Below are 26,645 nucleotides of genomic sequence, written 5' to 3'. Positions count from 1 at the left end.
CTCCTCGATAAACTCTGGTGTGTGGGTTTATATAGAGTGAGTCTATTTCTTAACCCAGAGCTTTAGCATCACACGTTAGATTGACAGAGCTATTGCAAAATTGTGACAAAAGCATGACTAATTTATTGAGAGTTGTGTCGCACAAAGTCTTGCTCTTGATTTGTGAGAATTTCCCTAAAATCCTTAAATCACCGCTAAAAAAATGGCGATCGCAGCAACAAATATATTCAAGAAACTTACCTCAAACAAAGGCACGTTGCGGGTAAAATAGCCTACAACATCTACCACATCTGTGCAAAAATCGGAAAAGCTTCTTTCCCCCTGCTCCCTGCCCCCTGCAAGAACTGCGGTCTTAATGATAAGTCTTTAACCGGACACGATATAACCTCTTGATTTTCTGTTAGTCTGCGTGCGTCAAACTTGCTAACTTTTAAGAGGTCAGTTCTTAACAAGGGCTGCGATCGCAGCTACCAGTTTGGCAGGATCGGCTGGTTTAGCGATATGAAGTTGAAATCCGGCTGTAAAAACCTGTTTTTGTGTCGTTTCTGCGGCGTAAGCACTGAGGGCGATCGCGGGAATTTGTCCACCTAGATTGGCGGGCATTGCTCGTAACTTTCGGATCAAAGTATAACCGTCAACATCTGGCATACCTAAATCGCTTAACAGTAAATCTGGCTTTGACTCCATAATTGCAGCCAGTGCTTCAGTGGCAGATGCTGCGATTGTCACGATTGCTCCCTGCTGTTCTAATAGAAATGCCAGAAACTCACGGGTATCAGCATTATCATCTACAATTAACAAACGTATTCCTTCTAGTGGAGCATAAAGCATACAAGATGGATAGGAATCGTCTGATACATTGTAATTTTCCCTTCCTAATTCCAGATGTTGAAACACTGGTAGGCTAACTGTAAACGTCGCACCTTGTCCTTCTCCAGCGCTTTCTGCCGAAACTGTACCGCCATGTAACTCGACAAGTTGGCGCACAATCGCCAAACCAAGTCCTAGTCCACCAAAACTTCGGGTTGTACGACTATCTGCCTGACGGAAATACTCAAATACATGTGGCAGAAAGTCAGGACTAATACCTTTACCCGTGTCACTAACTCTCAGTTGTACCTCAGAATTAATCTGTTCTAAGTAGACCTCGACCTGTCCACCGGATGGTGTGAATTTAACAGCGTTAGAGAGTAGATTCCAAATAATTTGTTGAATACGACTACTATCACCCTTTACTTGTCCAATTCCTCTATCCAAATGAAGATTCATTTGGATAGACTTTGCTTCTGCTGCCAATTGCACTGTTTCTAAGGCAGCTTCAATAGTAGGAAGAAGATTAACAATTTCTAAATTAAGTGCTAGCTTGCCTCGAAGAATGCGAGAGATATCCAACAAATCTTCAATCAACTGAGCTTGTAGTTCAGCATTTCGCTCGATGGTCTCAAGGGCACGCACAGTGGTAGCTTCGCTTAATGAGCGATCTTTTAATAGCTTTGCCCAGCCCAAAATTGGATTAAGAGGAGAACGAAGTTCATGAGAGACAATTGCTAAAAATTCATCTTTGATGCGGTTTGCTGTCTCAGCAACTTCTTTGGCCTTTTGACGTTCTTCTGCTATTGCTAGAGCCTGATCGCGTAGGTTTTTATATTCGTGAACTCGGGAAGTTAAATCTGTCAAATCTTCAATTGAAAACAGAGCATAAAATCTATCTCCATCCAATGCAGACACAGCAGTAACAGTTGTGTGTTGAATGCGGTATTTATCTTTGGATATAGGTACAGGAATGATATATTTATGCAGTTGAGAGGAAAAAATTGTCGGAGGCCCGCCTTGAAAAATTTGGTACAAACGGCTAGCATAACGAGGTTGATTCAGATGAGGGAAATATTCATGAATAGAAGTTCCCAACATCTTACTTCTTGGAATTTTTGTCCATTCCTCTAAGCAGCAGTTCCAAAAGATAACAATATAATCTGACTGTAGAACAAAAGCTCCTAAAGGAATTTTATCTAAAAGGCTAAATTTTTCCTGAGCTTGTTCAATTATATTCATTGTATTATCAAAGTTTTTTAAGACTTTTTTCAACGATTTTTTTTTGCTAACATTATATTATTGGATTATTCCCATTTCGTCCTTCATTGCAGTGATCAGTGCATCAAAAGTGCCCACCAGAAAGATTAAAATTATATCTCCGATAATTTCTAAACGTTCAATTGTGAAACTGGCTTGTGCCAATAAGATTTTTGAATCACTCTCATAGGCAGATAACAATAAATTTTCAAGCGTATCTTCTAAATAAACGGGCAATGTGTAGTTTACATGCCGCTTTAGCACATTACTGAGTGAACCCATTACCCCATTTATGACAATGTTACCAATTTCGCTCAGGGTGCCAATTTTAACCGCATCTAGGTCAGCCGACTCTGGATCTTCACCTGTAAGCACTGCAACTAATGTTGAGGCGCTGTCAGTTGGAAAAATTAAGCTAGCAGTGCCATAGAAAGAGCCTGTAAAGCGTAGTTTTACAGCTGCCAAAGTCTCATCATGAAATCGTATTGTTAATTCTTTATAGGCCTCGGCAGCAGTTAACACTTTAACAACTGGGATTTTCAGACGAATGTGAGAGTCTACCATTTCATTAAGTAGACTTGCTGCTCGACCGACTCCAATATTAATTAACTCTTGCAGGGCATCCAGTTCTTCTACTGTCACATTCATGAAAACTTATTCCTTGGTATTAAGAACTTGCTGGACTGCCTTTCGCAATTCATTTTCTTTTGGCGGTTTATTAATAAAGTTGACTGCCCCCAAGTTATAACTTTGGTTGCGTGCCCCTTCTTGGATATCGGCAGAAATGATAATTGTCGGAATTTCTAATTCTTTATCTTGTATAGCTTTCAGAAATTCAAACCCATTCATATCTGGCATTAGGAGATCCACTAATACACAATTTGGTTTATGGTTGTAAACCATTTCTAATCCCTCAAGCCCATTACTTGCTTCTATAATTTCATAACCATCGACTTGCAGAAACTTACGGATCATTCTGCGAGAAAAAGCTGCATCATCGATAATCAAAACCATTGCCATTAGCTTTGTCCTTTTTTGCTTTAGCTTAATAATTCTTAATTTAAGCTAATTTGCCTACATTATTAATTAAAATGAATAAATTAAATAAGAAATAAATATAATTTTACAATTATCAATAGAACTGATAAGTTTTGGAAAAATTATTAAACTCGCTGAAACTATAATGCTATGCTGTGGAGCTAAAATTTTTAATAATGGTAAATTTTTAAAAATTGTTAAGTATTTAAAATCCGATCTAATTCAGGCTTTGCTATCCGTTGCCAATGCAAAATTCGGCGTAGCTGAATAATGGGATGATTTCGCTCAATTTGGAACGACTTTTCAATGGTTTCAACCGCCAATTCATCCCGCATTTATGCAACGCCCAAAAATCTTGTGTAGTGGATATCAGTTTCCACTCGATTTATTGCAGGCTCATGCCATTAAGTTAGATTTTGAGGCATAGTTGCTTGACATCGTTTGAGTAGCACCAAGTTTGGTAGGATTTGAGAAACTGACGATCGCATTAATTATTTGCACTTGTGACACTGTCTGTCTTGACGACGACTATTCTTGAAAGTTTAAGTTGAATGGCAACGAGAACATTGCCTGTCCCTTAACTATATCATTAGGATAAATATTATGTCTTCAGCCCGGAAAAAAACAAACATCTCTCTTTGGATAGAGATTGCTGAGATTTAATATTAAATTAGTATTAAAATGAAATATAGAAATTTTTACTTTATTAACCAATGGAGTTAAATGAAATTGACGATGATATAGAAGCATTTCTCATCGAAAGCTATGAGAACTTGAATCAAATTGAACGAGATATTATTGAGCTAGAGAAAGCATCTGAAGAAGGAGAAGCATTAGTTCGCGTTTATCGCTCACTCCACACGCTTAAAGGAAATTGCGGCTTTTTACCGTTTCCTAATTTGGAATCACTTGCTCATGCTGGGGAGAATTTGCTCTCGTGTCTGCGCGATCGCACGATCGCAATCACCCCTGACATTATTAGTACTTTACTACAAACAGTTGACAGTATTCGGCAAATCTTGTCTCAAATTCAAGCTACAAAGCAGGATGGTGATCGCGATTATTCAGCGCTGATCGCGGCTCTAACCCAATTGTCAGAAACTAAACAGACTCCAAAAGCCTCTCAATCGCCTTTGCCTGCTGTTAATACACAAACACTACAAAAAGCTACAGCAGCTAGTGAGTCTGTTGAGTCTCTCAATCACGAACTTACAGAAATATCAACGACAACATCAGAATCTGCTTATATCCGAGTTAATGTTAATCTGCTAGATCAGATGATGAACCTAGTGGGTGAACTCGTTTTAGCCCGTAACCAGGTAATTGGATTTAGTACAAAATTTAAGGATAATAATTTTGCTGCTACCTGCCAGCACCTGAGCCTACTTACAGCCCAGTTGCAGGAAGGAGTAATGAAAACTCGGCTGCAACCAATTAGTTCCATCTGGCAAAAGTTCCCTCGCGTCACCCGCGATTTAGCGATCGCTTCCGGTAAACAAGTTGAAGTAGAGATGGATGGGGCAGATACTGAACTAGACAAAAGTATTATTGAAACAATTAAAGACCCTTTGACGCACTTAGTCCGCAACTGCATCGATCATGGAATTGAATTACCAGCCGAACGGGTTGCTTCTGGAAAGCCAAGCTTAGGACGGCTATTTCTCAGAGTCTTTCACGAAAGCGGCAAAGTTAATATTGAAATTGGCGATGATGGTCGCGGTCTGAATTTAGAACGGCTCAAAGGGCGAGCGCAGCAACTTGGTTTAGTGAGCGCTGTGCAGGCTGCAACTATGAGTGAGTCAGAAGCGATGAACTTAATTTTTTTATCCGGCTTCTCGACTGCTGAACAGGTAACTCACCTTTCCGGGCGCGGGGTTGGGATGGATATTGTCAAGAGCAATATTGAGAAGATTAACGGAACGGTTGAAATTCACAGCCAGCAGGGACAAGGAACGACCTTCAAAATCAAGATTCCGCTAACATTGGCAATTATTCCAGCATTGATTGTCACCAGTGGGGGCGATCACTATGCCATTCCCCAAGCGAGTTTACAAGAGCTAGTCCGCCTAGAAGCACTCAATACTATTGAGATATTATACGATGTGCCTGTGTATCGCTTGCGGGGTAATCTTGTGCCATTGGTTTACCTCAATCAAGTATTGCAACAGGATAGTGTCAGCAACTTAGAAACACTCAGTCTGGTAATTGTGCAAGTTGATAATTATCGCTTTGGACTGGTCGTAGACACAATTGAAGACATTCAAGATATTGTAGTTAAACCTTTGGGAAGACAGTTAAAGGCGCTATCCCTATTTGCAGGAGCCACTATTTTAGGGGATGGCACAGTGGCATTAATTATTGATGTTGTCGGTCTGGCAAACCGAACTGATATAACCGCCAAACAAAAGCAATTGTTGAACGAAAATGCTGCAAATAGCCAAGAGCAAGCAGGCGATCGCCAAACAATTTTGCTGTTTGAGGGGCCCCAAGGCGCACGCATGGGTATTCCACTAGCGATCGCATTTCGGCTAGAAGAGATTCTTGCTTCTGCTGTCGGAAAAGTGGCTAATCAGGATGTCTTCCAGTCTTACGGTCAAATTTTGCCACTGATTGATCTTGAGAAGATATTTTCTGATAGCGATGCCTTCTCTACGAGAGGCTTCTCTTTCAGAGACGCTAACGCGAACGCCAACGGCGGGCTACGCCAACGTAATCACTTTAATGATGAAGCTTTGCCGACAGTTGCCGAAACGCTCCAGATAATTATTGTCTCTCCATACTCAGAACTCAGTGTTGGGCTAGTGGTCGATCGCATTCTTGATATTGTGGAAGAACCACTAACCATTAAAGGTATTCCTAGTAGACCTGGTGTGCTTTTCTGTGCTGTAATTCAAGGGCAAATCACAGAAATTCTTGACATTGAGACTGTAATTCGGATTGCTAACCCTTATTTGCTGCAACTAGCGACTCATGGCTGAACAACAAATTTGCACATTTTTTCTCAAAGGAGTTTACTTTGGTATTGACGTGCAACACGTTCAAGAAGTGATTCGTCCACAAGCAATGACTCATGTACCTTTGGCACCACCAGATATCTGTGGGTTGATTAATTTACGTGGACAAATTATTACTGTCATCGATTTGCAGCGTCGATTAGAGATGAGCGAACCGCAGACACAATCAACTACAAAACTTGGAGATGCAGCCCAGGGATTTAATATCATTGTGTGTTCTGATCGTGAAGTAGTCAGTCTGCTCGTCGATTATGTGGGAGATGTTTTAGAGTTTGCACAAAACACCTTTCAACCCCCACCTGCAACGTTAAAAGGTAGAATGCGTCAGATGCTAGCAGGAGCTTACCCGCTCCCAGAGGGATTTCTGTTAGTTTTAGACGCCGAGAAAATTCTAGATGTTAATTTAACAAATCAGATTATCAAATAATTGAGGAGCGCTTTGCAATGACTACAAATCGGGCTGGGAAAACACCCAACTCTAAATCTCCCTCGGTGGATAATGCAGATCCACAACCGACCGATGACAGTGTGATAAAAGTGCAATTGCAAGCGTTACTAATAGCACTTAAGGCTGCAAAAAACGGTGATTTTACCGTCCGTTTAGCTGATGAGAATAATGAACTGGGTGAAATTACTTCAGTATTTAATGAATTGGTGAGTTTAAATCAAAACTTTGCTAATGAAGTTAATCGCTTGGCATCTGAGATTGGTATCGAAGGAAAGCTCGGTTCTCAAGCCGTTGTCAAAGGGGCAGGTGGGAGTTGGAAAGAATCGCTCGACAACTTGAATCAGATGTCTACAAATTTAAAAGAGCAGATAAAAGGTATTAATGAGGTCAGCCTTGCCGTCGCTCAAGGAAATTTGTCCAAGCAAATCGAGGCCAGCAATGCAGGAGAATTTAAGCAGCTTACGGATAATGCAAATCAGATGATTAGCAGTCTGAGGTCTTCAATCAGACAGATGACAGAGGTAGCAACAGCAGTTGCGTCTTCCTCAGAAGAACTGACCGCAGTCAGCAAAGAAATGACTGAGAACGCCGAACAAACAGCCGAACAGGCCACTTCTGCGTCCGCCTCTGCTGAACAGGTAAGTCAGAATACCAATACAGTTGTGACTGCCGTGGAAGAGATGAATGCTAGCATTCGAGAAATTGCTAAGACCGTTACTGAAGGAGCAAAGGTCACGACTGAGGCTGTTAAAACGGCTGACCGCACGAATGAGACAATTAACAAACTCGGTCAAAGTAGCATCGAAATTGGCAAAGTTATTAAAGTCATTACCTCGATCGCAGGGCAAACAAACCTGCTAGCACTCAATGCTACGATTGAGGCGGCTAGAGCCGGGGATGCAGGTAGAGGATTTGCCGTAGTCGCCAACGAGGTGAAAGAATTAGCTAAACAAACGGCAAGTGCGACTGAAGATATAAGCTTGCGAATTGAAGCTATTCAGACAGATACAAAAAGTGCCGTTCAAGCCATCACTCAGATTACTAGTATTATCAATCAAATCAACGACTTCCAAAGCACGATCGCCAGCGCTATTGAAGAACAAACAGCAACTACGAATGAAATTGGTCGAAATATGGCTGAGGCAGCCAAAGGAACCTCAGATATTGCCAAAAATATTGGAATTGTGGCACTCAATACTCAAAGTACGACTACTGGAACCAGTAATACCTTAGAGGCAGCTACAGAACTATCCCGTATGGCAGTAGATTTGCAGAAAGTCGTCAACCAGTTCAAGTATTAACAGGAGGCAGGGAGGCGGGGGAGCAGAGGGGCAGAGGAGATATATTTGAGAATGCAACAATGAGTATTTGATACTCGTTCATCTACCTCAGAACTCCGTTAATGAGTCTTTGATACTCGTCAACAATCATAAAAACTCCACTGCCCCTCTGCCCCCCTGCCCCTCTGCTCCTCTGCTCCCCAGCCCCCCAGCCCCCAATCCCCAATGCCCAAAATCCGGGTACTAATTGTCGATGATGCCGTAGTAGTGCGGAGTCGAGTCAGTAAAATTTTGTCTAGCGATCCAGAACTAGAGGTGGTAGGAGTCGCGGCTAACGGTCGCATTGCCCTTGCCAAGATTTCCCATGTGAATCCCGATGTTATCATCCTGGATATCGAGATGCCGGAGATGGATGGTTTGCAAACCCTGTCCGCTATCCGACAGATGTATCCACGTTTACCAGTGATTATGTACAGTACCTCCACACGCAGTGGAGCGATCGCAACACTCGAAGCTCTTTCTTTAGGGGCTTCAGACTATGTCACAAAACCTAGTAACTTAGGAAGTGTAGAAGCAACAAACCAACATATTCGGGATGATTTAATTCCCAAAATTAAGGTATTTGGTGCATTTTTCACACCCAGTGTAATTACCCATCCAGTTGTTTTTCCCGTTCGTAGCGATATACAGCAGGTGGATGTTGTGGCAATTGGGGTTTCTACCGGAGGCCCAAATGCTCTAGGTGTAGTACTTAAGGAGTTTCCAGCAGATTTATCAGTGCCGATTTTGATTGTGCAACACATGCCACCAATGTTTACGAAACTACTAGCTAAACAATTAGCTTCCAAGTGTCAAATTCCAGTAGATGAAGCGGTTTCTGGACAGATACTAAAACCGGGACATGTCTGGATTGCACCAGGAGATTTTCATTTAATTGTGCAACGCGACAAAACTGGGGTTCGACTTGCCACCCATCAAGCATCCCCTGAAAATTATTGTCGTCCTTCAGTCGATGTGTTGTTGCGATCGGTTGCAGAGGTTTATGGTGCTGGGGCGATCGCAGTCATCCTCACGGGTATGGGGCAAGATGGGTTGCATGGCTGTCAGTGCATACGTGAGGCAGGTGGACAGGTACTTGCACAAGACAAAGCTACTAGCGTCGTCTGGGGAATGCCTAGTTTTGTTGTTAATGCTGGGCTTGCCAATCAAATTCTTCCACTTAACCAAATCGCAGATGAAATTATGCACAGAATTCGTGTCAATCAAGTTCCTCCTTCAGACCTGTAATGACGCAGATTATGGGTGTAAGCACGACTGATTTTGAGTATCTTCGTGAATTAGTTCATCATCATTCAGCGGTTGTGTTGTTTGGTGATAAAACCTATTTAGCAGAGTTACATTTACAGCCAATAGTCGAATCGGCAGGATTAGCTTCTATCGCTGATTTGGTTACTTACTTGCGAACTCAGCCGTTTAATAGTCTTCACGTCCAGACAATCGAGGCGCTAGTCACTAACGAAACCTCATTCTTCCGTGATAGCCACCCTTTTGAAGCACTGAAAGAATACGTGCTACCAGAGTTAGTTAAACAACGAGCTATTGAGCGATCGCTCAACATTTGGTGTGCTGCCTGCTCTAATGGACAAGAACCTTATAGCATCGCCATATTAATTCATGAACATTTTCCCATGCTTACCAATTGGTCGCACAAGCTAATTGCGACTGATTTTTCTACTAAGGTTTTAGCGCGCGCTCGCGAAGGGCATTATAACCAACTTGAAATTAATCGGGGACTACCTAAAGATATTCGCGATCGCTACTTTCAAAAGCTAGATACTGACTGGCAAATAAAGGAACAAATCCGCCAGATGGTTGATTTTCGTCAGTTGAATCTTTTGCAATCTTGGTCATCTCTGCCGCAATTTGACGTTATCTTTTTACGAAATGTTTTAATCTACTTTGATGTTGTAACCAAGAAAGCCTTGCTAAAAAAGATCAAGCAGCAATTAAGGCCAGATGGCTACTTATTTCTCGGTAGTGGTGAAACGACTATCAGCCTAGATGAATCATTCAAACGGGTTTTATTTGACAAGGCTATCTGCTATCGATTGGATAATCCTGAAGTTAAAATTGCCGATTAAGGTAAAAATTAGCAAGCTGCTGTTTGCAGCCGCCAGGTACTTTACTTGAGCGGATCGTGTCCCCAATTCTTCAAAGAATAGTACCAACGTGTGTGTTCTAAGTCGCCCGATGGCTGCTGCGCCATGTGACGGTGGACGTAACTAATAACTTTCTTCATGTGCGAAAGCTCATCGTCGGTATAGTCATCTTTTTTCTGCAATAGCTGGATGATACGCCGCCCAGATTTATGACCGATTGACTCATCGTCGCCATCCTTTTGCCCCACAGTTTGCGACTCATCCGTATCTAGCCAAGACTCTAGTTCTTTGGCTGTCATATTGACAACTTGATGAAACTCGTCAATCACTGATTTAACATCTTTACTCATGACTAAACATTACTCCTCTACTTTCTTGAGAGCATCAGGCTTGTGAGCAGCTTGTTTTCCTGTCTTATCACTTTCAACTAAGTACTCAGGATTATCTTCACTTGCAGCGATATGGTGTTCTTTAATATCTGTAGGTGAAGTGAGTTTTTGTACTACTTTGCCAGTTGTCTTGCCTTGTGAAGTGTTCCATTCAACCCGATCGCCCTTTTTGAATTGTTCAGCCACATTCATCTCCTATTTGATGTTTTATACCTACTAACGTCACATTATGTCTGCGACTGGAAAAGCAGCCATCATTCTAGTGATAGATAAAACATCCGTTATAAATCCAGTAATTTAATTAGATGTGAGATGAAAAAATTAGGCGATCGCTACAACCACCTTGATATAAAAGCTGTGCGTGGGCGTAGCCGGTCGTAGACATTGCCTGATAATAAAGAAAGATTAAGCAGATTCTCAGAAAACTCTCAATGAGCCAGACTAGCCTAAATTTAGTTGCAATATCTATCTTTCTGATGACCCTATCGGTACTGCTGGGGCCATTCTTAAACTTATCGCCGGCAGTACCGGCGCTTGCTACCTTCGCTATTTTGGGAATAGCGACTTTTGACAGTTTTAGCTTGCAAGGCAAGGGTGGTACTATCTTTGTAGATTGGATTGCTGGTTTTTCAAGTGAACACCGCGATCGCATCGTCCACCACGAAGCAGGGCATTTCTTGGTTGCTTACCTATTGGGTATTCCTGTTAGCGGCTACACCCTCAGCGCTTGGGAAGCCTGGAAACAGGGGCAACCTGGGCAAGGCGGCGTTAGCTTTGATGATGGCGAATTAGCATCTCAATTAGAAGTGGGTAAAATCAGCGCCCAAATGTTAGACCGCTACTGTACTGTTTGGATGGCGGGTATTGCTGCTGAAACCCTGGTTTTTAATAATGCTGAGGGTGGAACTGATGATAAAAGCAAGCTGATAGGAGTCTTGACAATGTTAGGCTTTTCTGAATCAGTTTATGAGCAAAAACTGCGATTTCATGCTCTCCAGGCAAAAACTCTACTACAAGAAAATTGGTCTAGCTACGAGACTTTAGTTAGTGCCATGCGACAACGTACTTCGGTAGAAGATTGTCATGCTGAGTTAGGAGTAGGGAGTGGGAAGTAGGAAGTTATATCAAGTTAGTAATCAAGAGTTTGTAGTAAGCACTAAAGTGCTTATAAAATAAGACAAAAGTCCTTACTACAAACTCATTAACATCATCTTCAACAGAAAAGTTATTCAACTCTGGCGCGGAGTGCAGGAGATGGAAAGAGATTTTCAAATCCTGCTTGCCGCTCGTTTAAAGGTTCTAGAGCATCGTTCCAAAGACTTTCATAATAAAAGAAGGTTACGCCTAGACCGCGTTCTTGGGCAGCCCGCACCTGAGATTTAATTTTCTGCATAGGAACTGGATTATTTCGTAACCCTGTCATAATGCCAATTCCAGTTGGAATTATTTGTTGCGCTTCTTGAATTTCTGAGCGGGAAATATTTGCCACAAAACTTTGTAGATCCGGACGATAAATTTGCACAATTAATTCGTCCACAATATTTTGCCGCATCCAACCTAGCCAATCTTGCAGGTGAAATTTGTAAGCAAAATCATAGTAATTAGGAGAAACAGAGAAAATCGCCTGGGGTTTTCTCTGCTTCACAGCTTGGTTAAGTTTTACCATGAACGCCGTAATCTTATCCGCCCGCCACTTTACCCATGCCGCATCTTGGGGATTAGTTGGGGGAGCATTTTTGGTTTCTTTGGTGTACAAGGCAACTGTATATTTATCGTAGCCAAATTCGTGGGGCAAACTCATGTGATCGTCAAACTGAATGCCATCGGCATCATATTGGCTAATAGTTTCCAGCACGAGATTGGTGATGAACTGTTGCACTTGTGGAAGGAACGGATTGAGCCACATCACCTCGCCAGCCGCACTGTTTGAAGTTTGGCTACCATCCCGCTTTTGTGTGAACCAATCTGGGTAATTCAGTGCCAGCTCTGAGGTTGGGGGAGCCATGAAACCAAACTCAAACCAGGGAATCACCAGCAATCCTTTGCGATGGGCTTGGGTAATGAGGTCTGCCAGAATATCATGTCCATCTGAACCTTTGTAGACAAAAGGTTGAATACCTGCACGTTGGGCTAGGGCACTAGGATACATCACATAGCCAGAATTCCACACCACAGGATAGATTGTGTTGAAGTTCATCCGCCGCAGTTGACTCACTGCATCCTGCACTTTGTCCCGATTCTTGAGGGTGTCAAAATCGTTAGTGGTCATCCAAACCCCGCGAATTTCCTGACGGGGTATCTGTGCGATGGCAGGGGTGAAACTGTCCACCAACAATACAGTAAAAAAGGATATTAAAATGAGAATTGGAAAAAGAGACTTGAGTAGTCGTCGCCAACTTTGAACAATAAAAGATGATTTCATAGATTTGAATGATGCATTAGCTACCCACACACGCCATTGCTCGCTTTTACGATTGAATCTACTAACCATATAGTCTACAAGTATTTATGCTTAGTACAGGATTGATGAGTTGGTAGTTGTTCGTTCCCTGCTTATGGAACTTTTGCACCAGAAAAACTAAAGCAGACAATATTAAGATAGTTAGACGCAGCTAGTAAGCATTTGTGCCCAATAGATATTGGTATGGGGTATTGGGAGTAGGGGCGGGGTGCTGCTCTTGCAGAAGGGAAAAATTTTCTCCCCCTGCTCCCCCTGCCCCCTGCCCCCGATCTTCACATTCCCCTACACCCCACCTGTGTCACAATAAAGAACTGTAATAAGAAAAATATTGTTAAGGTAATTTAGTGAGTCCAACTGCTCAATCCACGGCAAGTGCGCGTCGCGTAGTATTTCCTTTTACGGCAATTGTGGGCCAGGAAGAAATGAAACTGGCGCTGCTATTGAACGTGATTGACCCCAAAATTGGGGGTGTAATGATTATGGGCGATCGCGGCACCGGGAAATCCACAACTATCCGGGCGCTGGCGGATCTGCTACCAGAAATTTCTGTGGTTGCTAATGACCCCTTCAGTAGCGATCCTAGCGACCCCGACTTGATGAGCGATGAAGTCCGCCAACTGTTAGAACAAGGGGCGGAAATTCCTGTAGCTCACAAAAAAGTCCAAATGGTAGACCTGCCGCTAGGAGCTACAGAAGACCGAGTTTGTGGCACAATCGACATCGAGAAAGCTTTATCTGAAGGTGTCAAAGCTTTTGAACCGGGACTGCTGGCAAAGGCTAACCGAGGTATTCTCTATGTGGATGAAGTCAACTTACTAGATGACCACCTTGTAGACGTGTTACTCGACTCCGCTGCCAGTGGATGGAACACTGTAGAACGAGAAGGTATTTCTATCCGTCACCCAGCGCGTTTCGTGCTTGTGGGTTCTGGAAACCCCGAAGAAGGCGAACTACGCCCCCAATTACTCGATCGCTTTGGGATGCACGCAGAAATTCACACAGTCAAAGAACCAGCCTTGCGGGTGCAAATCGTGGAACAACGAGCGGATTTTGACCAAAACCCGCCAGTATTTCTCGAAAACTACAAACCCCAGCAAGAAGCATTGCAACAGCAAATTGTCAATGCTCAAGAGCTTTTGCCAGAAGTGAAAATTGACTACGATCTGCGGGTAAAAATTTCTGAAGTCTGTTCAGAACTGGATGTAGATGGTTTGCGGGGTGACATTGTTAGTAACCGCGCTGCCAAAGCCTTAACAGCTTATGAAGGACGCACTGAAGTTACAGTTGATGATATCCATCGTGTAATTACGCTATGTTTGCGTCACAGACTGCGGAAAGACCCTTTAGAATCGATTGATTCTGGCTATAAAGTTGCCAAAGTTTTTAGCCGCGTCTTTGGCGTGGAACTACCAGAAAGTGATACTGCACAAAAGAACGGCACAGGTCAAAAGTTAGGGGCTAGAGGTTAAAAGTTAGGAGCGGAGCCGGAAACGCTCCGCCTCCGATGAAGAATTAATAGTTAAGAGTTTTGAATGGAAAGCTGCTTCATATCTCACAACTTTAATTCCTCAATCAGCAATGACTATATAGCTCCTAACTCCTAACTCTTAACTTCTAACTCTTAACTCAGTACTGAAATATGAGATTTTGGTCTTTTTGGTTCAACAGCTTTGTTCTATCTAGTCAATACAACCCGCCCAGATTTGTAGAATTATTGATGCTCTTATTAGCGATCGCAATGCTGGCAATAGCCAGTATTTTACCCGATATACCCTATTTAATCTTAGGCTTGAGCTTAGTAGTGGGGGCATCTATTTCTATCTTAGTGCGGGAAGCGATCGCCCCCTCACCCCAAACACGAATTACCCAACTAACAGCATCCCTATTACTCATCATCAGCCTCTATGGCTTTGCTGACTTAATGTACACTCTTTAAAACTAGTTATGAGTTATGAGTTATGAGTGAGAAATTAATTAGAAACTCCTAACTCTTGTACAGACGCGATTAATCGCGTCTCTCCAAACTCCTAACTCCTAACTTTTCCATTTACCAATTCTGCATTTCCACCAATTCCATACACAAATTATTAATTTGCTCCAAATCAGGTTTGTGAGGTAGGGCAGATTGTTCGTAAACAATTTCCATTTCGGCGACCAAATCTTCTGCCATTTTCATCACCTGCTCATAAGAATACTCACCCTTTAAAATAGCTTTTAAATCCTCAACATCACCAGCTATTCTTCTATCTACAATCACTTCACCTTGCCGCAATATTTCTACTCCACTGCGTAACAATCTAATGCAGTGCATCCCATGTTTGAGGTCAAAACCCGACTTTCTTTCCATTTCTGCCCTAGCTGGATTTCTATTTTCCTGCCAAGATAAGTAAGCCTTCCATTCTCTTAAAGCTATTTGATAATTTTGGCTTTTCTGAAGCATACGGATAAAATCTTTACGGCTATTCGTTAACTGTTGGGTATATTCCAAAGTTTCATCTGGTAAAGTATATTGTTTTAGCACTCCTTTAAAATCAATATCTGCTGTCAGCAATTGATATAATTGTTCAGCTTCTTCCAAAAACTCAATCCGCCCTCTGATTAAGTTATAAAGATACTCCAGAAAAGCATTTAGCTCATCTTTGCTAAGGGGTGCTTCGTCTTCTATGGCGAAGTCAGATGGTATTGGTTTTTTTTGCGGTGGCTTTAACAACCATTTACGATGAGTTTCCATCTTTTTGATTTGGGCAAAGGCATAACCAGTGTAAGTATGTTTTACCTTTTTGCTCAAAAATAACTGTTTATGATTAATTAAATGCTGTCCAACTGTGTTTACAAAAGGATAATGATTTAACCAGAGCAATTCTAAAACGTTGGGATTAGCGCCAGCTAATAACTGGAGGATTTTTCTTAATTCATATATAACCGTGTCTTTGTTGCCATCTATAAATGGAAATATACCTGGTTCATCCCAACCAGCATCTTTTTGTTCTATCCGATCAAATCCCAAATAGTACCCTTTGGGTGCGATGAATACTCCCCGATAATCAAAGTCTGAATCAGGACGATTTAAACCATAGCCGTGGCTGCCTGCCAAACCAATTAAAATAGTTCTTTGCTCAACTTCTATTCTTTTCATCTCACCTGATTAAAATATAGTCATCCTAACTCATGAGTTAAGCAGGTGGGGAGATGGAGAGCAGAGAAAGAATTTTAACTCTTGATTCTTGAGAGCTAGTTTGCACAGATTGGGAGACCAACCTATACGACTGGCTCCATGTCCGGTTATAAAAAAGAGCAGCTCTGGTAACAGAGTTGCTTAGTTTAAGAGGAATACCCCTAAAGGAGATGATGCAACGGTATCCCCTTGAGGAGCAAAACCTGTCAATTCAGTTGTTCCTATACTTTTGCTTTCCTAGAGCAGGAATTATCTAGGATAAATGTGGCGTCTAGTACCCCATCCTGGATTGACGATTGCGGCTAAATCTTCTTCAGACAATTTGCTGATCTCATTGTCTAGTTCTTTGACGGTGAAATCATAGCCACGCTCTTGAGCAATCTTGATGAAGGCTTCTGGATCGGCTGTTGCTTTGAGTCTTTGCTGTAATGCTTGATCTTTTTTTACGGCTTGAAAAAGTCGGGCAGCATTTTGCTGTGTCATGACAATCCATCTCCTGTTTGAAATATCAGGTTTGAATGTAGTAATTTAACTCCTGGGGGTTCACTAACTTCTGTAAAGAATTTTTGGATTTAGCATTATCTAAATCTGATCTTAAAACAAAGAAGAAAATTGTGTTGATTTTGACAAAAAAGTATAACTTTAAGGCTAATACTGCTGTTACTTTTATATAAAAATCAGTCCTAAGATAGTAGTAATTTTTAGCTAAAAAGTATCGATTTGGATTTGTAAATTCAATTTACATTCCTGCGGGAAGCGATGTCTACGACGGGCTACGCCTACGCCCATGAAGACTGTTGGCTAATTCCTCCCCTCTCTTAGAAAATGACCAACAGAAAGTAGCGAATTAACTGATTTTTCATCTTCAGACTCATCAGACACCAATGCCAAACCCAAAAATCCTGTTATAGCTTGACTTGACAGCTGTTAATAAAATAAGATGTTAGATTGTCTGTCTAATTCCTGCTCGGATCAGGTAGACATATTACAAAAGCTGGCAAAAGCGTCTCTACAGGAGATAAAAACCAGCTACCTGTACGGCAACCTCAAGGACAATTCCATGACCTACGCAATTATTGAAACTGGCGGCAAACAAATACGAGTAGAGCCAGGGCGGTTTTACGACATTGAACTGCTTACAACCGAACCAGATGAAAAAGTTACAATAGATTCCGTATTACTCGTGCAGCACGACGGCGAAGTCACCATTGGACAGCCACTAGTGACGGGTGCGACTGTAGAAGGGACTGTAATGCGGCATTTCCGAGGTCGTAAAGTCCTGGTATACAAAATGAAGCCAAAAAAGAAAACCCGCAAAAAGCGGGGGCATCGTCAGGAAATTACCAGACTTATGATTGACTCCATCACCCTTAATGGTGCAGTGTTTGCTGCCCAAGGAGAACCGGAGAAGGAAACCCCCGTTATAGATAACAGTCCTGCCGAAGAAGTTGAAACCGCTGCTGAATAATAAAAGAAGTAGATACACAAGAGGAAATCATGGCTCATAAGAAAGGAACAGGTAGTACACGCAACGGTCGTGATTCTAATGCCCAACGTTTGGGTGTCAAGCGTTATGGCGGTCAAGTTGTGCGTGCAGGAAACATTCTCGTGCGTCAGCGTGGTACCAAATTCCACCCTGGTAACAACGTCGGTATTGGTAGCGATGACACTCTGTTTGCCTTAATCGACGGTGTTGTAATGTTTGAGAGAAAGGGCAAAACCCGTAAAAAAGTTAGTGTTTATTTACCCATAACTGCTGCTGAGGCAGCTCCTGCTGAGGCAGTAGCAAGTTAGAGTGTGAGGGTGGGCAAATTACCCACCCTACTTGCTAGTTAGCACTGATATGATAATCAAATTTGCATAAATATTAATTAATATTCACAGCAGTTGCTTAACTTTTTCCCCTTATTTACTTATTTACTCTAAAAAATAAGTTCCTAACTCTTTTATTCTCTCTACCCAACCTTTCACCTCATCAGCCACTTTATACTTCCATTGAAGTTGAAGTACTTCTCTAGTATGAGAATCATCAAATATAACTTTGTCTTTGTTTTCAAAGACTGGTGCCAGAAATTCTACCTGAGCAGCCTGGGCAAATAAAGTTGACACTTGGCTAACACTCAAATTTTCAGGCGCAGCAAGGTAATGTCCTCCTTTGGAGCCAAATCGCACTATGGCAATGTAGCAGTCTGCCAAATCTTCAACATGAATCCACGCTGTCATGAAATCTGGTGGAAATGGCTGAGAGCCTTGGTGTGGTTTTCCTGTAATGAACTGCTGAATTGCAAAATCCCAGAAACTGCCACGAGTTGGGGCTGAACCATACACTGATGAAGGATAGACAATCGAGGCGTTACCTCCATTGCTGATATATTCTTCTACTAACCCATCTTTCAACACATTTACACCTGCTAGTAAGTCGAGACATACTAAATATTCGGGCAGTGTATAACCGAGTGGCGGAGGTGTTTCTGTTATTTGTCCTCCATTAGCGGTAATCAAAGAGAAATTGCCACTGGTTGTAATTACATGAATATCTGGTGAAACTGCACTAGCACCGTGTAAAGCGGCTTCTAATGGTATACGGTCGAAAGCGAATTGAGCTTCTTTGGTTGATTCTAGAGGTATGTGCCAAGCTACATTAATTACCGTTGTAATATCATAACTTGCGAATTGCTTGTGCAACATCATTGCTGGAAATTTCTGCCTCTTGAGAGCGGATTATTTCTTTGCAGAAAGGCTTTATACCCTCAATATCACTACTCGGACGCACAAGTGCCAATGCGGCAAAATCTTCTGTCTGAGAAAACTTACGGCACAGCGCTCCGCCAATATAACCAGCTGCACCTATAATCAAGACATTTTTAATGTAAGTGCTTTTTTCGGATGAAAATTCTTTGTTGTTTGACATATTTGAAACTTGTAGCTAATCAAGCTTTTTAATATTTCTAAAATAGCGCTTAAGACAAACTAAAGATCCATAGTCCACATTAATAAAGTAGAAACTGATAAGGGGATTTTCATGTATGTAACTAACTTACAATCTTTAGGTTCACGATCGCAAGGCAGATAAATGCAAAATATCGAGTTTTACCTTTGCTTTAACCGTTGAATTAGTCAAACATTTAACTTGTAGCATTAATGAGGTTTGGTTGGGAGAATACCTAAATTATAATGCCTAAATTATACTGTGGCTTTGATTACCATAGATAACTGAGACAATGCTGATAATTAACTAAATTTTCTCAAGGGATAAATTTATGAAAATCATGGCTTTGTTTCAGATAGGCTTCAGTCCTAACAGAGATACTTTGGATGTTCGGGATAACTCAAACATCAGTAGTGTTAGAACCGAAGGCTTTATTTGATTGCAATGTAGATACGATGCCTACGGCGGCAAGCTACGCAGTAGCAAGAATCTGATGGAGTCCTCTACAAGAAGGCATCTTCTTTACCCCAATAGCCTTTATGAATCTGCTTGTAGTTTAGTTTCCTCTGAATCAATCAATACAAAAATAACTATCCAAAGGACGAAAGAAGACTATGAACTGGAAAACACTTTCTTTAATTGCTGGTTTGATTTTAACTACCAGTCTCACTGCTTGTTCTAGCAGTCCTGCAAGCAACAATCAAATTGCTCCTGAAGCCTCTCCTGCTATGAGCAAAGACAAAGCTGGCGATGCAATGGGCAAAGATGCGATGGGTAAAGATAAAGCTGGCGATGCGATGAGCAAAGATAAAGCAGTTGATGCGATGAAGCAATCGCCTGCTTCCAGCAAGCCCTAGCCACAACTAACTTTGCATCTCACTTTTCTTGTACTGGGTACTAGGGACTGGTTAACCAGGAAAATCCTAATTCCAATCCCTATACTTTGGTGAAGGGGCATACGAAAAAATAGAGCAAACTATCCGCCAGCTATTGGGGTAGAAGGAATGATAACGACTTCTACTTTATCGATCAGTCTGGCTTTGTTGGGGGGTGTTCTAAATGTGCTTTCACCCTGTGTTTTACCGATTTTGCCTGTGCTATTGGGACGATGTCTGACGACAAGCCCTTCGGGTACTCTTCGAGAACGCCTTCGGCGAACGCAGTCGCTCATGGGGGAAACCCCCAAGACCGCGCTGGCTCACTGCTTTGCGTCTACGCTCCAATCCCACATCTACGGCCCAGTAGCACTGTTAGGGGGATTAATCACTGGTTTTGCACTAGCAGGTAGTTTACTAGGTGTAACAGCAAGCTGGTTTACAGGCTTGGTTATTTTATTACGGAATGGAGCGATCGCACTCCTTTTATTTTTGGGAATACTCGCAATTTTCCCCACCTGGAGTTACCGAATATTTAGTTATATTCCAGTTGGCAAATGGGCTAAAAAATCTCCACGAATCGGACTCATGGGAGAATTTTGGCTAGGGACTCAGTTGGGGCTTTTGTGGACTCCCTGTGCTGGGCCAGTTTTGGGGGGAATTTTAGTATTAGCAGCAGTTAATCATCAAGTTATAGGTGCATTCTGGCTACTGCTTGCTTATGGAATTGGAGCAAGTTTACCTCTTTTGGCGATCGCTTACGGTGGGCGAGTACTCAGCCAACGAATCCTCAATCTCCGCTCCCATAGTGCAGCGTTGCAGCGGATTGGTGGCGTAGCGATCGTGGCTACAGCAATTGCTATTCTTCTCGGTTGGGATGTTCAGGTGCAACTTTGGCTGGCTCCATTCTTTCCCACTCAACTTTTGTGAGACAGCCATAACAGTGCCAATTTTAGATTGCTAATTTTAGATTTTGGATTATAAGACCCAATCCGAAAGTCTAACTGGGAACAATCTAAAAATCCAAAATCCAAAATTTGTATGACCTCATCTAAACGCAAAGTCCGCTCAACACCAAGTCAGACTTTTCTATCAAAGACCTTTCACTGGATTAATATCATCAGTCTCGTTTTGATGATCGCTAGTGGGCTGCAAATCTATAATGCTAATCCGGTATTTGGAGGGCGTGGAGGTTGGCGTTTTCCCGATTTTCTGTTGCTAGGAGGTTGGCTAGGGGGTGGTAGACACTGGCATTTTGCTGCTATGTGGCTATTTTCGCTGAACTTACTTTGGTATGGACTTTATATATTTATAACTCGTCGTTGGCAGCGTCGCTTTGCCGATCGCGGTGACTTAAAAGCGTTGCAAGTCAGCCAAAACCCAAAGCGCAAGAATTACGCATGGCATCGGCTAGTTTATACTGCTATTATTCCAGTGTTGCTGCTGGCAATCTTGAGTGGTCTGGCGATGTACAAACCTGCCCAACTGTATTGGCTTTCTGGGCTGTTTGGTAGTTGGCAAACTCTACGGACTGTTCACTTTATCACTGTTCCCACAGTCATACTGTTTATAATTGCTCATTCCTTACTTGCCCTGAAGGTAGGAAGCATCCGTTTAGTGAAATCTATGTTTCTGTAGAGGTTCTATGAGTCTGATTCTTCCCAAACATACCTTATCCCGTCGTCGGTTACTGCAAGTATCTGGACTTTCAGGAATAGGCTTTCTTCTTGGTGGCTGTGGGACAAATTTGTTCTCAGATAATCTGCGTCAAATATCTGAGCCACTAAACCAAAGTCTTGAAGCACTCCTGCTAACTCAAAAACCTATACCTGAATTTCCTGTCAGTGCCATAGAAGCAGATAAATTGCTGGTTAATACCTTTGACTTCACCCCGCAAATTGATCCGGCACAGTTTCGCCTGAAGATTGATGGTGAGGTTAATCACGCGATGCAATTGAGCATGGCAGATATTCAAAAACTTCCCTTGACTTCAATGGTGATTCGCCATGTCTGTGTTGAAGGCTGGGCTGCGATCGTCCAATGGGGAGGTGTGCGATTACGAGACTTAGTAGCGCTGGTACAGCCTAAGTCAAACGTGCGCTATGTCTACTTCAAATCTGCTGATGGCTATTATGAAAGCTGGGATATTGCTTCTGTTGTACATCCCCAAACTCTCATGGCTTATCAAAAGAATGGACAACCCTTATCAGTTGATAATGGTGCGCCTATGCGCCTAGCATCCCCAATTAAACTGGGCTACAAACAAAGCAAGTGGGTAACTCAAATTACATTCGTCAGCAATTTGTTATCTACTAAAGGCTATTGGGAGGATCAGGGCTATGAGTGGTTTGCAGGGCTATAAGTTGGCAAAAAGTTAATCTACATCGGGTTCAATGCCTAGCGATCGCAATTGTGCAATCAACCGTTCAGCCCGTTGTCTTTCTTGTTCAGCCCGTTGACTTTCTTGTTCTGTAGAAGTCAATACCCAATTGAGAGTCCCATCATACCACCGTAACCAGGGCTGTTCTATATCTTGATAGCGTCCCTGCCAGACACCCAAGCCTAATTCTAGTTCTGGTATCCAGAAGCGTGGCTCTGACAGTGCTATTTCAGCATAACGACCACCGTCTAACTTAAATACCCTGAACTCATATTTGTACCGATCAAATACTACATAATAAGGCACACGCAGAATCTGTTCATACACTTCCCATTTTCCTGGTGGTTGCTTAATATCTCGTAATGTCTGCCCCAAGTCTTCCTTTTCAGTACCTGGAGACAGCAATTCAACGACAATAAAAGGATGAACGCCCTCTTGCCAAACGACATAACTTAAGCGTAGATCCCGTTGTTCATAGAGACGGGAAACACCTAAAACGGCAAACCAATCTGGCCGTTTATGCCACAGTGGATGGCGCGGGTCATAATAAAGATTCAGATCGCTAGCAACAAATATCTCGTCGCTTGGATAATTCGGTGGACGAAAGGTTTCGTCTAACAGACGAGGTTGTAATAAATGAAACTGATCGGGCAAACCAGGCTCCTCAGGATCTTCACTGGGAAGATCATACATGGTTGGCAATACATCTTTTGGCGATCGCGGCGGGTCTGTTTGATACATCATAAAACAGTCCTGATGATGAAACTTTCAGTTCTATTATGATTCAATTGTTTTTGAGTAACTCAACACCTTGCAGAACGGGGCAACATAAATTTCTCGCCCTCCGCTGCAAATTTACCGCGAACCATCAGCACAGTTTCATCAAATGCATGGGCGAATGCTTGCACATCTTTGACATTGAGAAGTTCTGGACTAAAGTAAATCACCACTTCTTCAATTAGTTGAGGTATTTTACTAAGAATATTCTCCAAAGACCATATCTGCGTTGTAACTAAATCGAAAAGATGAAGTCGGTTATCTTCTATCTCCATGCAGGCGATTAAATCTAAATCTTCTGCATAGTATAAGGTACGACTTCCTTCATTGACACAGAACACAGGTTTTTCTTTGACTACGCCAACTATATTAGAGACAGGGGCGCGTGTTTCCAAAAGTCTATGTAACAATGTGTAATCTTTGGTATTTGTAAAATCCAGTGTTCTGAAGCTATCAGTGCCACCTATGGAGTTACACTTAACTTTGAAGATGTGTTCTTCGACTACACGAAAGCCAAAAGGTAAGTAAAACCCCGGTTGTGGTGTCGTCAGTACCAGGGTTTCGTAAAGACTATCGCAATATTCCAGCACTTCTTCCATCACTTCACGGTAATACCCTTTCCTGCGAAATTCTGGACGGGTAGCTACTCCATGAATTCCTCCAAAAGTAAGCTTTTGTCCCATAATTTGCATGGGAATTTCTAGCACTCCCACATGGGTAATAGCTATATCATCATGAAAGCGCATAAACGGAGTTGAAGCTGTTTCCCAGGATGCACCTAGTTTTCTTGCACATTCTGCTAAACTGCTGAGTCCGGGAAATGTGACTTCCATCAAGTCAAAAAGCTTATCGCTTAAGCTGGGATCATCAGAGAACGACTGTTTGAAACGATACTGGCTCATAGTTCAAGTATTACTAGAAATTCAGTAGAGACTACAAAATCAATTCCAGCAAATCCAGAAAAAGGGAAATTATAAATGGATAGTAAGGGTGTAAGGTGTTACACCTCTAACATTTGACCCAATATTTTTCAAGCCTGAGTCTCTTCAAATAAAACTAAGCCATACTTCTCACCAGTAGGTAAAAAGCCAATTCCTCGATAAACTGCTTGGGCTGCTTGGTTATTATCGCCTGTAAACAGGATGGCACGTTTTACTCCCTGCGATCGCGCATTTAACAACGAGCCTGCTACTACACTTTTGGCATAGCCTTTACCACGCAGCACTGGCGGTGTCCACACTCCACCAATTTGCACAATATCAGGTAGGCTGGCATTGAAAGCAGAGTAGGAAACTGGGGTATCTCCTGCTACCAAAACCCAATGCATTGCCATAGCTTGACGTGCTTCAATTATGCGATCGCAAGCAGGTCTTAAACTAGGAGTATCTCTTTGTCCTAAAGTTTCCACATTATAAGTAGCGCACCATTCGCTGAGTAATTCCAACTCCTCTAGATGTGGCAAACGACACTGCACCTTTGCTGATGCTAAAGCTTGAGGTATTTGTAAGTCATCCAGTGTTAGAGATAACAATATCTCAGGCTCATCAAGCTGAGTTGGTCGGTTGCTAAGTCCCAAAATGCTTTTTGTCGCTTCGACTTGTGTTGCTGGGCCACTAATTCCAGAGATGACACGTCCAGATTGTGCTACAACTGCTTGCACCACCTCTGGTAAATGTACAGGGGCTTGGACTCCGATTATCCCATTCCAAAAGTGGGCTGCAACTGCCACTATAGTCTCATCTGTGTAGGCTGCTATGTAAGTTCCTTGAAATCTTGCACCTTGGTCAAGCAGTCCCGCCGCTCGCCAATTTGAGCGCAAAAACATAGAAGTATCGGTGTGTTGCAAGAGAAATGCTTCCAGTGATGCTTCATCTCCAGGTTGCAGGGTTCTTAAAGTAGGCACAAAAACTCCTGAGTGTCCAATTCAGTGTACCGAATTAGCGGTTTTGGGAATAACCCCAGCGATGTCTGACAAAAAACAGCTTTACGTCTATGCAAAAAGTACCCTTGAGTGTACTATTCACTGCCCAATTGTATATTCCATGCTAATAATGATGTGGATACAACTAGCAACTAAGTAAAAAGAAAGTGGTTGAGTATCTTGGCAAATTTACTCAAACTAATTCACACATATTTATTACCTCTATTGAACACCTAACAATTTTAGAAAATAATTGGAGGCAAAATGGTTTCTAATCAAAATATAACTGATAATGATTGGAATTTGGATGAAAGCAGGACACTTATTCAGGCACTTATCAAAGATTTTTATAAGAACAACTTAAATAGTTTTGCCGATCCAATTAAAAAAGAAGGATTAGTAGCAGCAGGAAAAGAAATATCTCAAATAATTATATTGTTTAATCGGCTTCAAAAACTCATTAATAGAAATACCCCACAAAATATTTGGTGGGACAAAATACCGAGAATAGTTATACCTGACAATAGGGATAAAATTCAAAGAGAACTGACTGAACTTTCGAAAGCTTTAATATTTGCGATAGAAGCTCTGCGTGAATCTTCATCAAATATAAATATTGCTCAAGCAATTAGATTTGACGTTGAACAAATTGTTTGCAAATATGAACATCCTGTTACAGGATTTATCATCAATCCATTTCTATCAGTTCACCGTTCACCATCAACGACGACTAAAGTAATTTTTGGACTCATCAGTGCCGTTTTTATATATGGAGGAATTACTTTTTCTTCTATCGCCGGACTTTGGATTTTCTCAGAAGTTGTTAATCATTACAACAATAATAATTATAATTCAAGCAAAAAAGCATTACAAAATGAAATAAAAGAAATTCAAAAATATACAGATAACCGGGTAGAAGCAATTCAAAATAAAGCTGAACAACAAACTCAATCAGAAAATACAAATTCCAGCCCTGAAAATAATGTTAACAAATCAAAACAAAGCAAACAAGAAATAAAAGAATTAAGTACAATTTCACAAGAAAATGCAGAGTTTAAACGTATGGAGCTAACAAGACTAAATAGTAATCTTGCTGAGTTAAATGCACAATATAGCAAAAGACAATCTGTAAAGGAGAAGTCTAATGAATTTCTTCTCCAACTAAGTTTGGCTATTTCGGCAGGAACACTAGGTAGCATTATCAGTATTTTAATCAGAATTGAAGAATTTCAGAAGAAGAAATATTCTGATCCACTAACTCCATTCCTGGTTGGTGCTTTTAAACCAATGATTGGAGGAGCATTTGCTGTTTTATTTTTAGCCTTGATAAACTCTGGAATTATATTAATGTTTGTTAATCCGAGTGTGTTTAAGCTAAATCCGACTACTAATGAACAATCATCTCAAGACCAACAAAGGTCTCTAATTTTTGTAATAGCCTTTGTTGTTGGTTTTAGTGAAAGACTTGCAAAGGATTTTATAGGTAAAGCAGAAGAAATAGCAGGCGGTAACCGAGATAACCCTGAATCTAAACCAGTTATTCATGAATTAACAACCGATGTAGATAGTTTAAATATTGTGCCTAATAAACTAGCTATTAGTGGTTTAAAAAATAGTGCAGTTAGTTCAAATATATTGCCAAATCAACTAGATATTAATGATTCATTAAATGATGCAGATGATTTAGACTCTAACAAAGGCGATCGCTAATCTCAACTCTAGCAATCCT

Annotated in this window: 30 protein-coding genes and 1 pseudogene; 15 read left to right on the top strand and 16 right to left on the bottom strand. The window is 41.6% G+C overall.

The features are described from left to right. Positions 1-186: 186 nt before the first annotated feature. The 5 genes and pseudogenes from RM347_RS05015 to RM347_RS04995 form a co-directional block, all read right to left on the bottom strand. A pseudogene (locus tag RM347_RS05015) lies at positions 187-288 on the bottom strand (DUF2231 domain-containing protein); the annotation flags it as partial. Positions 289-438: 150 nt separating this feature from the next. Then, complete coding sequence (locus RM347_RS05010; RefSeq protein ID WP_322721588.1) at positions 439-2,052, bottom strand: hybrid sensor histidine kinase/response regulator; 1,614 nt, start codon at positions 2,050-2,052, stop codon at positions 439-441. 57 nt (positions 2,053-2,109) lie between these two features. Then, entirely contained in the window at positions 2,110-2,718 is a 609-nt protein-coding gene (locus RM347_RS05005; RefSeq protein WP_322721587.1) for a chemotaxis protein CheC, read from the bottom strand. A 6-nt stretch (positions 2,719-2,724) separates the two neighbouring features. Beyond that, on the bottom strand, positions 2,725-3,090 hold the full coding sequence (locus tag RM347_RS05000; RefSeq protein WP_322721586.1) for a response regulator: 366 nt from the start codon (positions 3,088-3,090) through the stop codon (positions 2,725-2,727). A gap of 215 nt (positions 3,091-3,305) precedes the next feature. Then, positions 3,306-3,443, bottom strand: coding sequence for a hypothetical protein (locus RM347_RS04995; protein WP_322721585.1), 138 nt, complete (start codon positions 3,441-3,443; stop codon positions 3,306-3,308). Between the two features lie 378 nt (positions 3,444-3,821). On the opposite strand from RM347_RS04995, the gene RM347_RS04990 reads away from it, so the two are divergent. From RM347_RS04990 to RM347_RS04970, 5 genes are all read left to right on the top strand, one after another. Then, the gene (locus RM347_RS04990) at positions 3,822-6,086 is read left to right on the top strand and encodes a chemotaxis protein CheA (protein WP_322721584.1); all 2,265 of its coding nucleotides are present in this window, start codon (positions 3,822-3,824) and stop codon (positions 6,084-6,086) included. Further along, complete coding sequence (locus RM347_RS04985) at positions 6,079-6,549, top strand: chemotaxis protein CheW (protein ID WP_322721583.1); 471 nt, start codon at positions 6,079-6,081, stop codon at positions 6,547-6,549. Before RM347_RS04990 ends, RM347_RS04985 begins: the two co-directional genes overlap by 8 nt. A gap of 17 nt (positions 6,550-6,566) precedes the next feature. Then, complete coding sequence (locus RM347_RS04980; protein ID WP_322721582.1) at positions 6,567-7,871, top strand: methyl-accepting chemotaxis protein; 1,305 nt, start codon at positions 6,567-6,569, stop codon at positions 7,869-7,871. A 204-nt stretch (positions 7,872-8,075) separates the two neighbouring features. Further along, positions 8,076-9,137 (top strand): protein-glutamate methylesterase/protein-glutamine glutaminase, encoded by a 1,062-nt coding sequence (locus tag RM347_RS04975; protein ID WP_322721581.1) that lies wholly within the window; start codon positions 8,076-8,078, stop codon positions 9,135-9,137. Further along, on the top strand, positions 9,137-9,991 hold the full coding sequence (locus RM347_RS04970) for a CheR family methyltransferase (protein ID WP_322721580.1): 855 nt from the start codon (positions 9,137-9,139) through the stop codon (positions 9,989-9,991). Before RM347_RS04975 ends, RM347_RS04970 begins: the two co-directional genes overlap by 1 nt. 41 nt (positions 9,992-10,032) lie before the next feature. Here the strand turns inward: RM347_RS04970 and RM347_RS04965 are convergent, their stop codons facing one another. Together RM347_RS04965 and RM347_RS04960 are read right to left on the bottom strand one after the other, a co-directional pair. Beyond that, a complete protein-coding gene (locus RM347_RS04965) occupies positions 10,033-10,359 on the bottom strand; it encodes a DUF3140 domain-containing protein (RefSeq protein WP_322721579.1) in 327 nt (108 codons plus the stop codon). Positions 10,360-10,368: 9 nt separating this feature from the next. After that, the gene (locus tag RM347_RS04960; protein WP_322721578.1) at positions 10,369-10,584 is read right to left on the bottom strand and encodes a DUF2945 domain-containing protein; all 216 of its coding nucleotides are present in this window, start codon (positions 10,582-10,584) and stop codon (positions 10,369-10,371) included. Between the two features lie 245 nt (positions 10,585-10,829). Here RM347_RS04960 and RM347_RS04955 point away from each other — a divergent pair, with 245 nt between their 5' ends. Beyond that, positions 10,830-11,513 (top strand): ATP-dependent Zn protease, encoded by a 684-nt coding sequence (locus tag RM347_RS04955; RefSeq protein WP_322721577.1) that lies wholly within the window; start codon positions 10,830-10,832, stop codon positions 11,511-11,513. A gap of 110 nt (positions 11,514-11,623) precedes the next feature. On the opposite strand, the gene RM347_RS04950 is transcribed toward RM347_RS04955, so the two are convergent. Then, complete coding sequence (locus tag RM347_RS04950) at positions 11,624-12,820, bottom strand: glycoside hydrolase family 10 protein (RefSeq protein ID WP_416211937.1); 1,197 nt, start codon at positions 12,818-12,820, stop codon at positions 11,624-11,626. Between the two features lie 383 nt (positions 12,821-13,203). Between RM347_RS04950 and bchI the strand changes: the two genes are divergently transcribed. After that, positions 13,204-14,328, top strand: a complete 1,125-nt coding sequence (gene bchI, locus RM347_RS04945; RefSeq protein ID WP_292733070.1) for a magnesium chelatase ATPase subunit I — start codon at positions 13,204-13,206, stop codon at positions 14,326-14,328. A 170-nt stretch (positions 14,329-14,498) separates the two neighbouring features. Then, positions 14,499-14,795, top strand: coding sequence for a hypothetical protein (locus tag RM347_RS04940; protein WP_094348316.1), 297 nt, complete (start codon positions 14,499-14,501; stop codon positions 14,793-14,795). 111 nt (positions 14,796-14,906) lie between these two features. Here RM347_RS04940 and RM347_RS04935 read toward each other — a convergent pair whose 3' ends face one another. Beyond that, positions 14,907-15,995 carry a nucleotidyltransferase domain-containing protein gene (locus tag RM347_RS04935; RefSeq protein ID WP_322721575.1) on the bottom strand — a complete coding sequence of 363 codons (1,089 nt, stop codon included), beginning with the start codon at positions 15,993-15,995 and terminating at the stop codon, positions 14,907-14,909. A 288-nt stretch (positions 15,996-16,283) separates the two neighbouring features. Beyond that, the gene (locus tag RM347_RS04930; protein WP_322721574.1) at positions 16,284-16,517 is read right to left on the bottom strand and encodes a Nif11-like leader peptide family natural product precursor; all 234 of its coding nucleotides are present in this window, start codon (positions 16,515-16,517) and stop codon (positions 16,284-16,286) included. A 577-nt stretch (positions 16,518-17,094) separates the two neighbouring features. Here RM347_RS04930 and rplU point away from each other — a divergent pair. Beyond that, positions 17,095-17,502: a 50S ribosomal protein L21 gene (gene rplU / locus RM347_RS04925; RefSeq protein WP_322721573.1), complete on the top strand. Its 408-nt coding sequence runs from the start codon at positions 17,095-17,097 to the stop codon at positions 17,500-17,502. A gap of 29 nt (positions 17,503-17,531) precedes the next feature. After that, positions 17,532-17,828, top strand: coding sequence for a 50S ribosomal protein L27 (rpmA, locus tag RM347_RS04920; RefSeq protein ID WP_099099325.1), 297 nt, complete (start codon positions 17,532-17,534; stop codon positions 17,826-17,828). A 123-nt stretch (positions 17,829-17,951) separates the two neighbouring features. Here rpmA and RM347_RS04915 read toward each other — a convergent pair whose 3' ends face one another. Together RM347_RS04915 and RM347_RS04910 are read right to left on the bottom strand one after the other, a co-directional pair. Beyond that, positions 17,952-18,725: a hypothetical protein gene (locus RM347_RS04915; protein ID WP_322721572.1), complete on the bottom strand. Its 774-nt coding sequence runs from the start codon at positions 18,723-18,725 to the stop codon at positions 17,952-17,954. Next, a complete protein-coding gene (locus RM347_RS04910) occupies positions 18,694-18,945 on the bottom strand; it encodes a hypothetical protein (RefSeq protein ID WP_322721571.1) in 252 nt (83 codons plus the stop codon). The genes RM347_RS04915 and RM347_RS04910 overlap by 32 nt, the downstream gene beginning before the upstream one ends. Positions 18,946-19,577: 632 nt before the next feature. Here RM347_RS04910 and RM347_RS04905 point away from each other — a divergent pair. Next, positions 19,578-19,820, top strand: a complete 243-nt coding sequence (locus RM347_RS04905) for a hypothetical protein (RefSeq protein ID WP_322721570.1) — start codon at positions 19,578-19,580, stop codon at positions 19,818-19,820. Positions 19,821-19,939: 119 nt separating this feature from the next. On the opposite strand, the gene RM347_RS04900 is transcribed toward RM347_RS04905, so the two are convergent. Further along, the gene (locus tag RM347_RS04900; protein ID WP_322721607.1) at positions 19,940-20,134 is read right to left on the bottom strand and encodes a hypothetical protein; all 195 of its coding nucleotides are present in this window, start codon (positions 20,132-20,134) and stop codon (positions 19,940-19,942) included. Between RM347_RS04900 and RM347_RS04895 the strand changes: the two genes are divergently transcribed. From RM347_RS04895 to RM347_RS04885, 3 genes are all read left to right on the top strand, one after another. After that, complete coding sequence (locus tag RM347_RS04895; RefSeq protein ID WP_322721606.1) at positions 20,058-20,768, top strand: cytochrome c biogenesis CcdA family protein; 711 nt, start codon at positions 20,058-20,060, stop codon at positions 20,766-20,768. The two genes, RM347_RS04900 and RM347_RS04895, sit on opposite strands and share 77 nt — an antisense overlap. 111 nt (positions 20,769-20,879) lie before the next feature. Continuing rightward, on the top strand, positions 20,880-21,476 hold the full coding sequence (locus RM347_RS04890) for a cytochrome b/b6 domain-containing protein (RefSeq protein ID WP_322721569.1): 597 nt from the start codon (positions 20,880-20,882) through the stop codon (positions 21,474-21,476). 7 nt (positions 21,477-21,483) lie between these two features. After that, positions 21,484-22,200, top strand: a complete 717-nt coding sequence (locus tag RM347_RS04885) for a molybdopterin-dependent oxidoreductase (RefSeq protein ID WP_322721568.1) — start codon at positions 21,484-21,486, stop codon at positions 22,198-22,200. Between the two features lie 12 nt (positions 22,201-22,212). On the opposite strand, the gene RM347_RS04880 is transcribed toward RM347_RS04885, so the two are convergent. From RM347_RS04880 to RM347_RS04870, 3 genes are all read right to left on the bottom strand, one after another. Next, complete coding sequence (locus tag RM347_RS04880) at positions 22,213-22,959, bottom strand: Uma2 family endonuclease (RefSeq protein ID WP_322721605.1); 747 nt, start codon at positions 22,957-22,959, stop codon at positions 22,213-22,215. 62 nt (positions 22,960-23,021) lie between these two features. Beyond that, complete coding sequence (locus RM347_RS04875; RefSeq protein ID WP_322721567.1) at positions 23,022-23,897, bottom strand: GNAT family N-acetyltransferase; 876 nt, start codon at positions 23,895-23,897, stop codon at positions 23,022-23,024. 128 nt (positions 23,898-24,025) lie between these two features. Beyond that, on the bottom strand, positions 24,026-24,898 hold the full coding sequence (locus RM347_RS04870; protein WP_322721566.1) for a GNAT family N-acetyltransferase: 873 nt from the start codon (positions 24,896-24,898) through the stop codon (positions 24,026-24,028). 282 nt (positions 24,899-25,180) lie between these two features. Here RM347_RS04870 and RM347_RS04865 point away from each other — a divergent pair, with 282 nt between their 5' ends. Continuing rightward, on the top strand, positions 25,181-26,626 hold the full coding sequence (locus RM347_RS04865) for a hypothetical protein (RefSeq protein ID WP_322721565.1): 1,446 nt from the start codon (positions 25,181-25,183) through the stop codon (positions 26,624-26,626). The last annotated feature ends 19 nt before the right edge of the window (positions 26,627-26,645 follow it).

Source organism: Nostoc sp. ChiQUE02, from assembly GCF_034531305.2.
Classification (GTDB): Bacteria; Cyanobacteriota; Cyanobacteriia; order Cyanobacteriales; family Nostocaceae; genus Nostoc.
The sequence above is the reverse complement of the archived record's forward strand: the minus strand, read 5'-3'. Positions and strand labels throughout refer to the sequence as shown.

Coding starts and splice junctions, on each gene's coding strand:
- RM347_RS05010 (WP_322721588.1), bottom strand. CDS start 2,052: ATGAATATAATTGAACAAGCTCAGGAAAAATTTAGCCTTTTAGATAAA.
- RM347_RS05005 (WP_322721587.1), bottom strand. CDS start 2,718: ATGAATGTGACAGTAGAAGAACTGGATGCCCTGCAAGAGTTAATTAAT.
- RM347_RS05000 (WP_322721586.1), bottom strand. CDS start 3,090: ATGGCAATGGTTTTGATTATCGATGATGCAGCTTTTTCTCGCAGAATG.
- RM347_RS04995 (WP_322721585.1), bottom strand. CDS start 3,443: ATGCGGGATGAATTGGCGGTTGAAACCATTGAAAAGTCGTTCCAAATT.
- RM347_RS04990 (WP_322721584.1), top strand. CDS start 3,822: ATGGAGTTAAATGAAATTGACGATGATATAGAAGCATTTCTCATCGAA.
- RM347_RS04985 (WP_322721583.1), top strand. CDS start 6,079: ATGGCTGAACAACAAATTTGCACATTTTTTCTCAAAGGAGTTTACTTT.
- RM347_RS04980 (WP_322721582.1), top strand. CDS start 6,567: ATGACTACAAATCGGGCTGGGAAAACACCCAACTCTAAATCTCCCTCG.
- RM347_RS04975 (WP_322721581.1), top strand. CDS start 8,076: ATGCCCAAAATCCGGGTACTAATTGTCGATGATGCCGTAGTAGTGCGG.
- RM347_RS04970 (WP_322721580.1), top strand. CDS start 9,137: ATGACGCAGATTATGGGTGTAAGCACGACTGATTTTGAGTATCTTCGT.
- RM347_RS04965 (WP_322721579.1), bottom strand. CDS start 10,359: ATGAGTAAAGATGTTAAATCAGTGATTGACGAGTTTCATCAAGTTGTC.
- RM347_RS04955 (WP_322721577.1), top strand. CDS start 10,830: ATGAGCCAGACTAGCCTAAATTTAGTTGCAATATCTATCTTTCTGATG.
- RM347_RS04950 (WP_416211937.1), bottom strand. CDS start 12,820: ATGAAATCATCTTTTATTGTTCAAAGTTGGCGACGACTACTCAAGTCT.
- RM347_RS04940 (WP_094348316.1), top strand. CDS start 14,499: ATGAGATTTTGGTCTTTTTGGTTCAACAGCTTTGTTCTATCTAGTCAA.
- RM347_RS04935 (WP_322721575.1), bottom strand. CDS start 15,995: ATGAAAAGAATAGAAGTTGAGCAAAGAACTATTTTAATTGGTTTGGCA.
- RM347_RS04930 (WP_322721574.1), bottom strand. CDS start 16,517: ATGACACAGCAAAATGCTGCCCGACTTTTTCAAGCCGTAAAAAAAGAT.
- rplU (WP_322721573.1), top strand. CDS start 17,095: ATGACCTACGCAATTATTGAAACTGGCGGCAAACAAATACGAGTAGAG.
- rpmA (WP_099099325.1), top strand. CDS start 17,532: ATGGCTCATAAGAAAGGAACAGGTAGTACACGCAACGGTCGTGATTCT.
- RM347_RS04915 (WP_322721572.1), bottom strand. CDS start 18,725: ATGATGTTGCACAAGCAATTCGCAAGTTATGATATTACAACGGTAATT.
- RM347_RS04910 (WP_322721571.1), bottom strand. CDS start 18,945: ATGTCAAACAACAAAGAATTTTCATCCGAAAAAAGCACTTACATTAAA.
- RM347_RS04905 (WP_322721570.1), top strand. CDS start 19,578: ATGAACTGGAAAACACTTTCTTTAATTGCTGGTTTGATTTTAACTACC.
- RM347_RS04900 (WP_322721607.1), bottom strand. CDS start 20,134: ATGAGCGACTGCGTTCGCCGAAGGCGTTCTCGAAGAGTACCCGAAGGG.
- RM347_RS04890 (WP_322721569.1), top strand. CDS start 20,880: ATGACCTCATCTAAACGCAAAGTCCGCTCAACACCAAGTCAGACTTTT.
- RM347_RS04885 (WP_322721568.1), top strand. CDS start 21,484: ATGAGTCTGATTCTTCCCAAACATACCTTATCCCGTCGTCGGTTACTG.
- RM347_RS04880 (WP_322721605.1), bottom strand. CDS start 22,959: ATGTATCAAACAGACCCGCCGCGATCGCCAAAAGATGTATTGCCAACC.
- RM347_RS04875 (WP_322721567.1), bottom strand. CDS start 23,897: ATGAGCCAGTATCGTTTCAAACAGTCGTTCTCTGATGATCCCAGCTTA.
- RM347_RS04865 (WP_322721565.1), top strand. CDS start 25,181: ATGGTTTCTAATCAAAATATAACTGATAATGATTGGAATTTGGATGAA.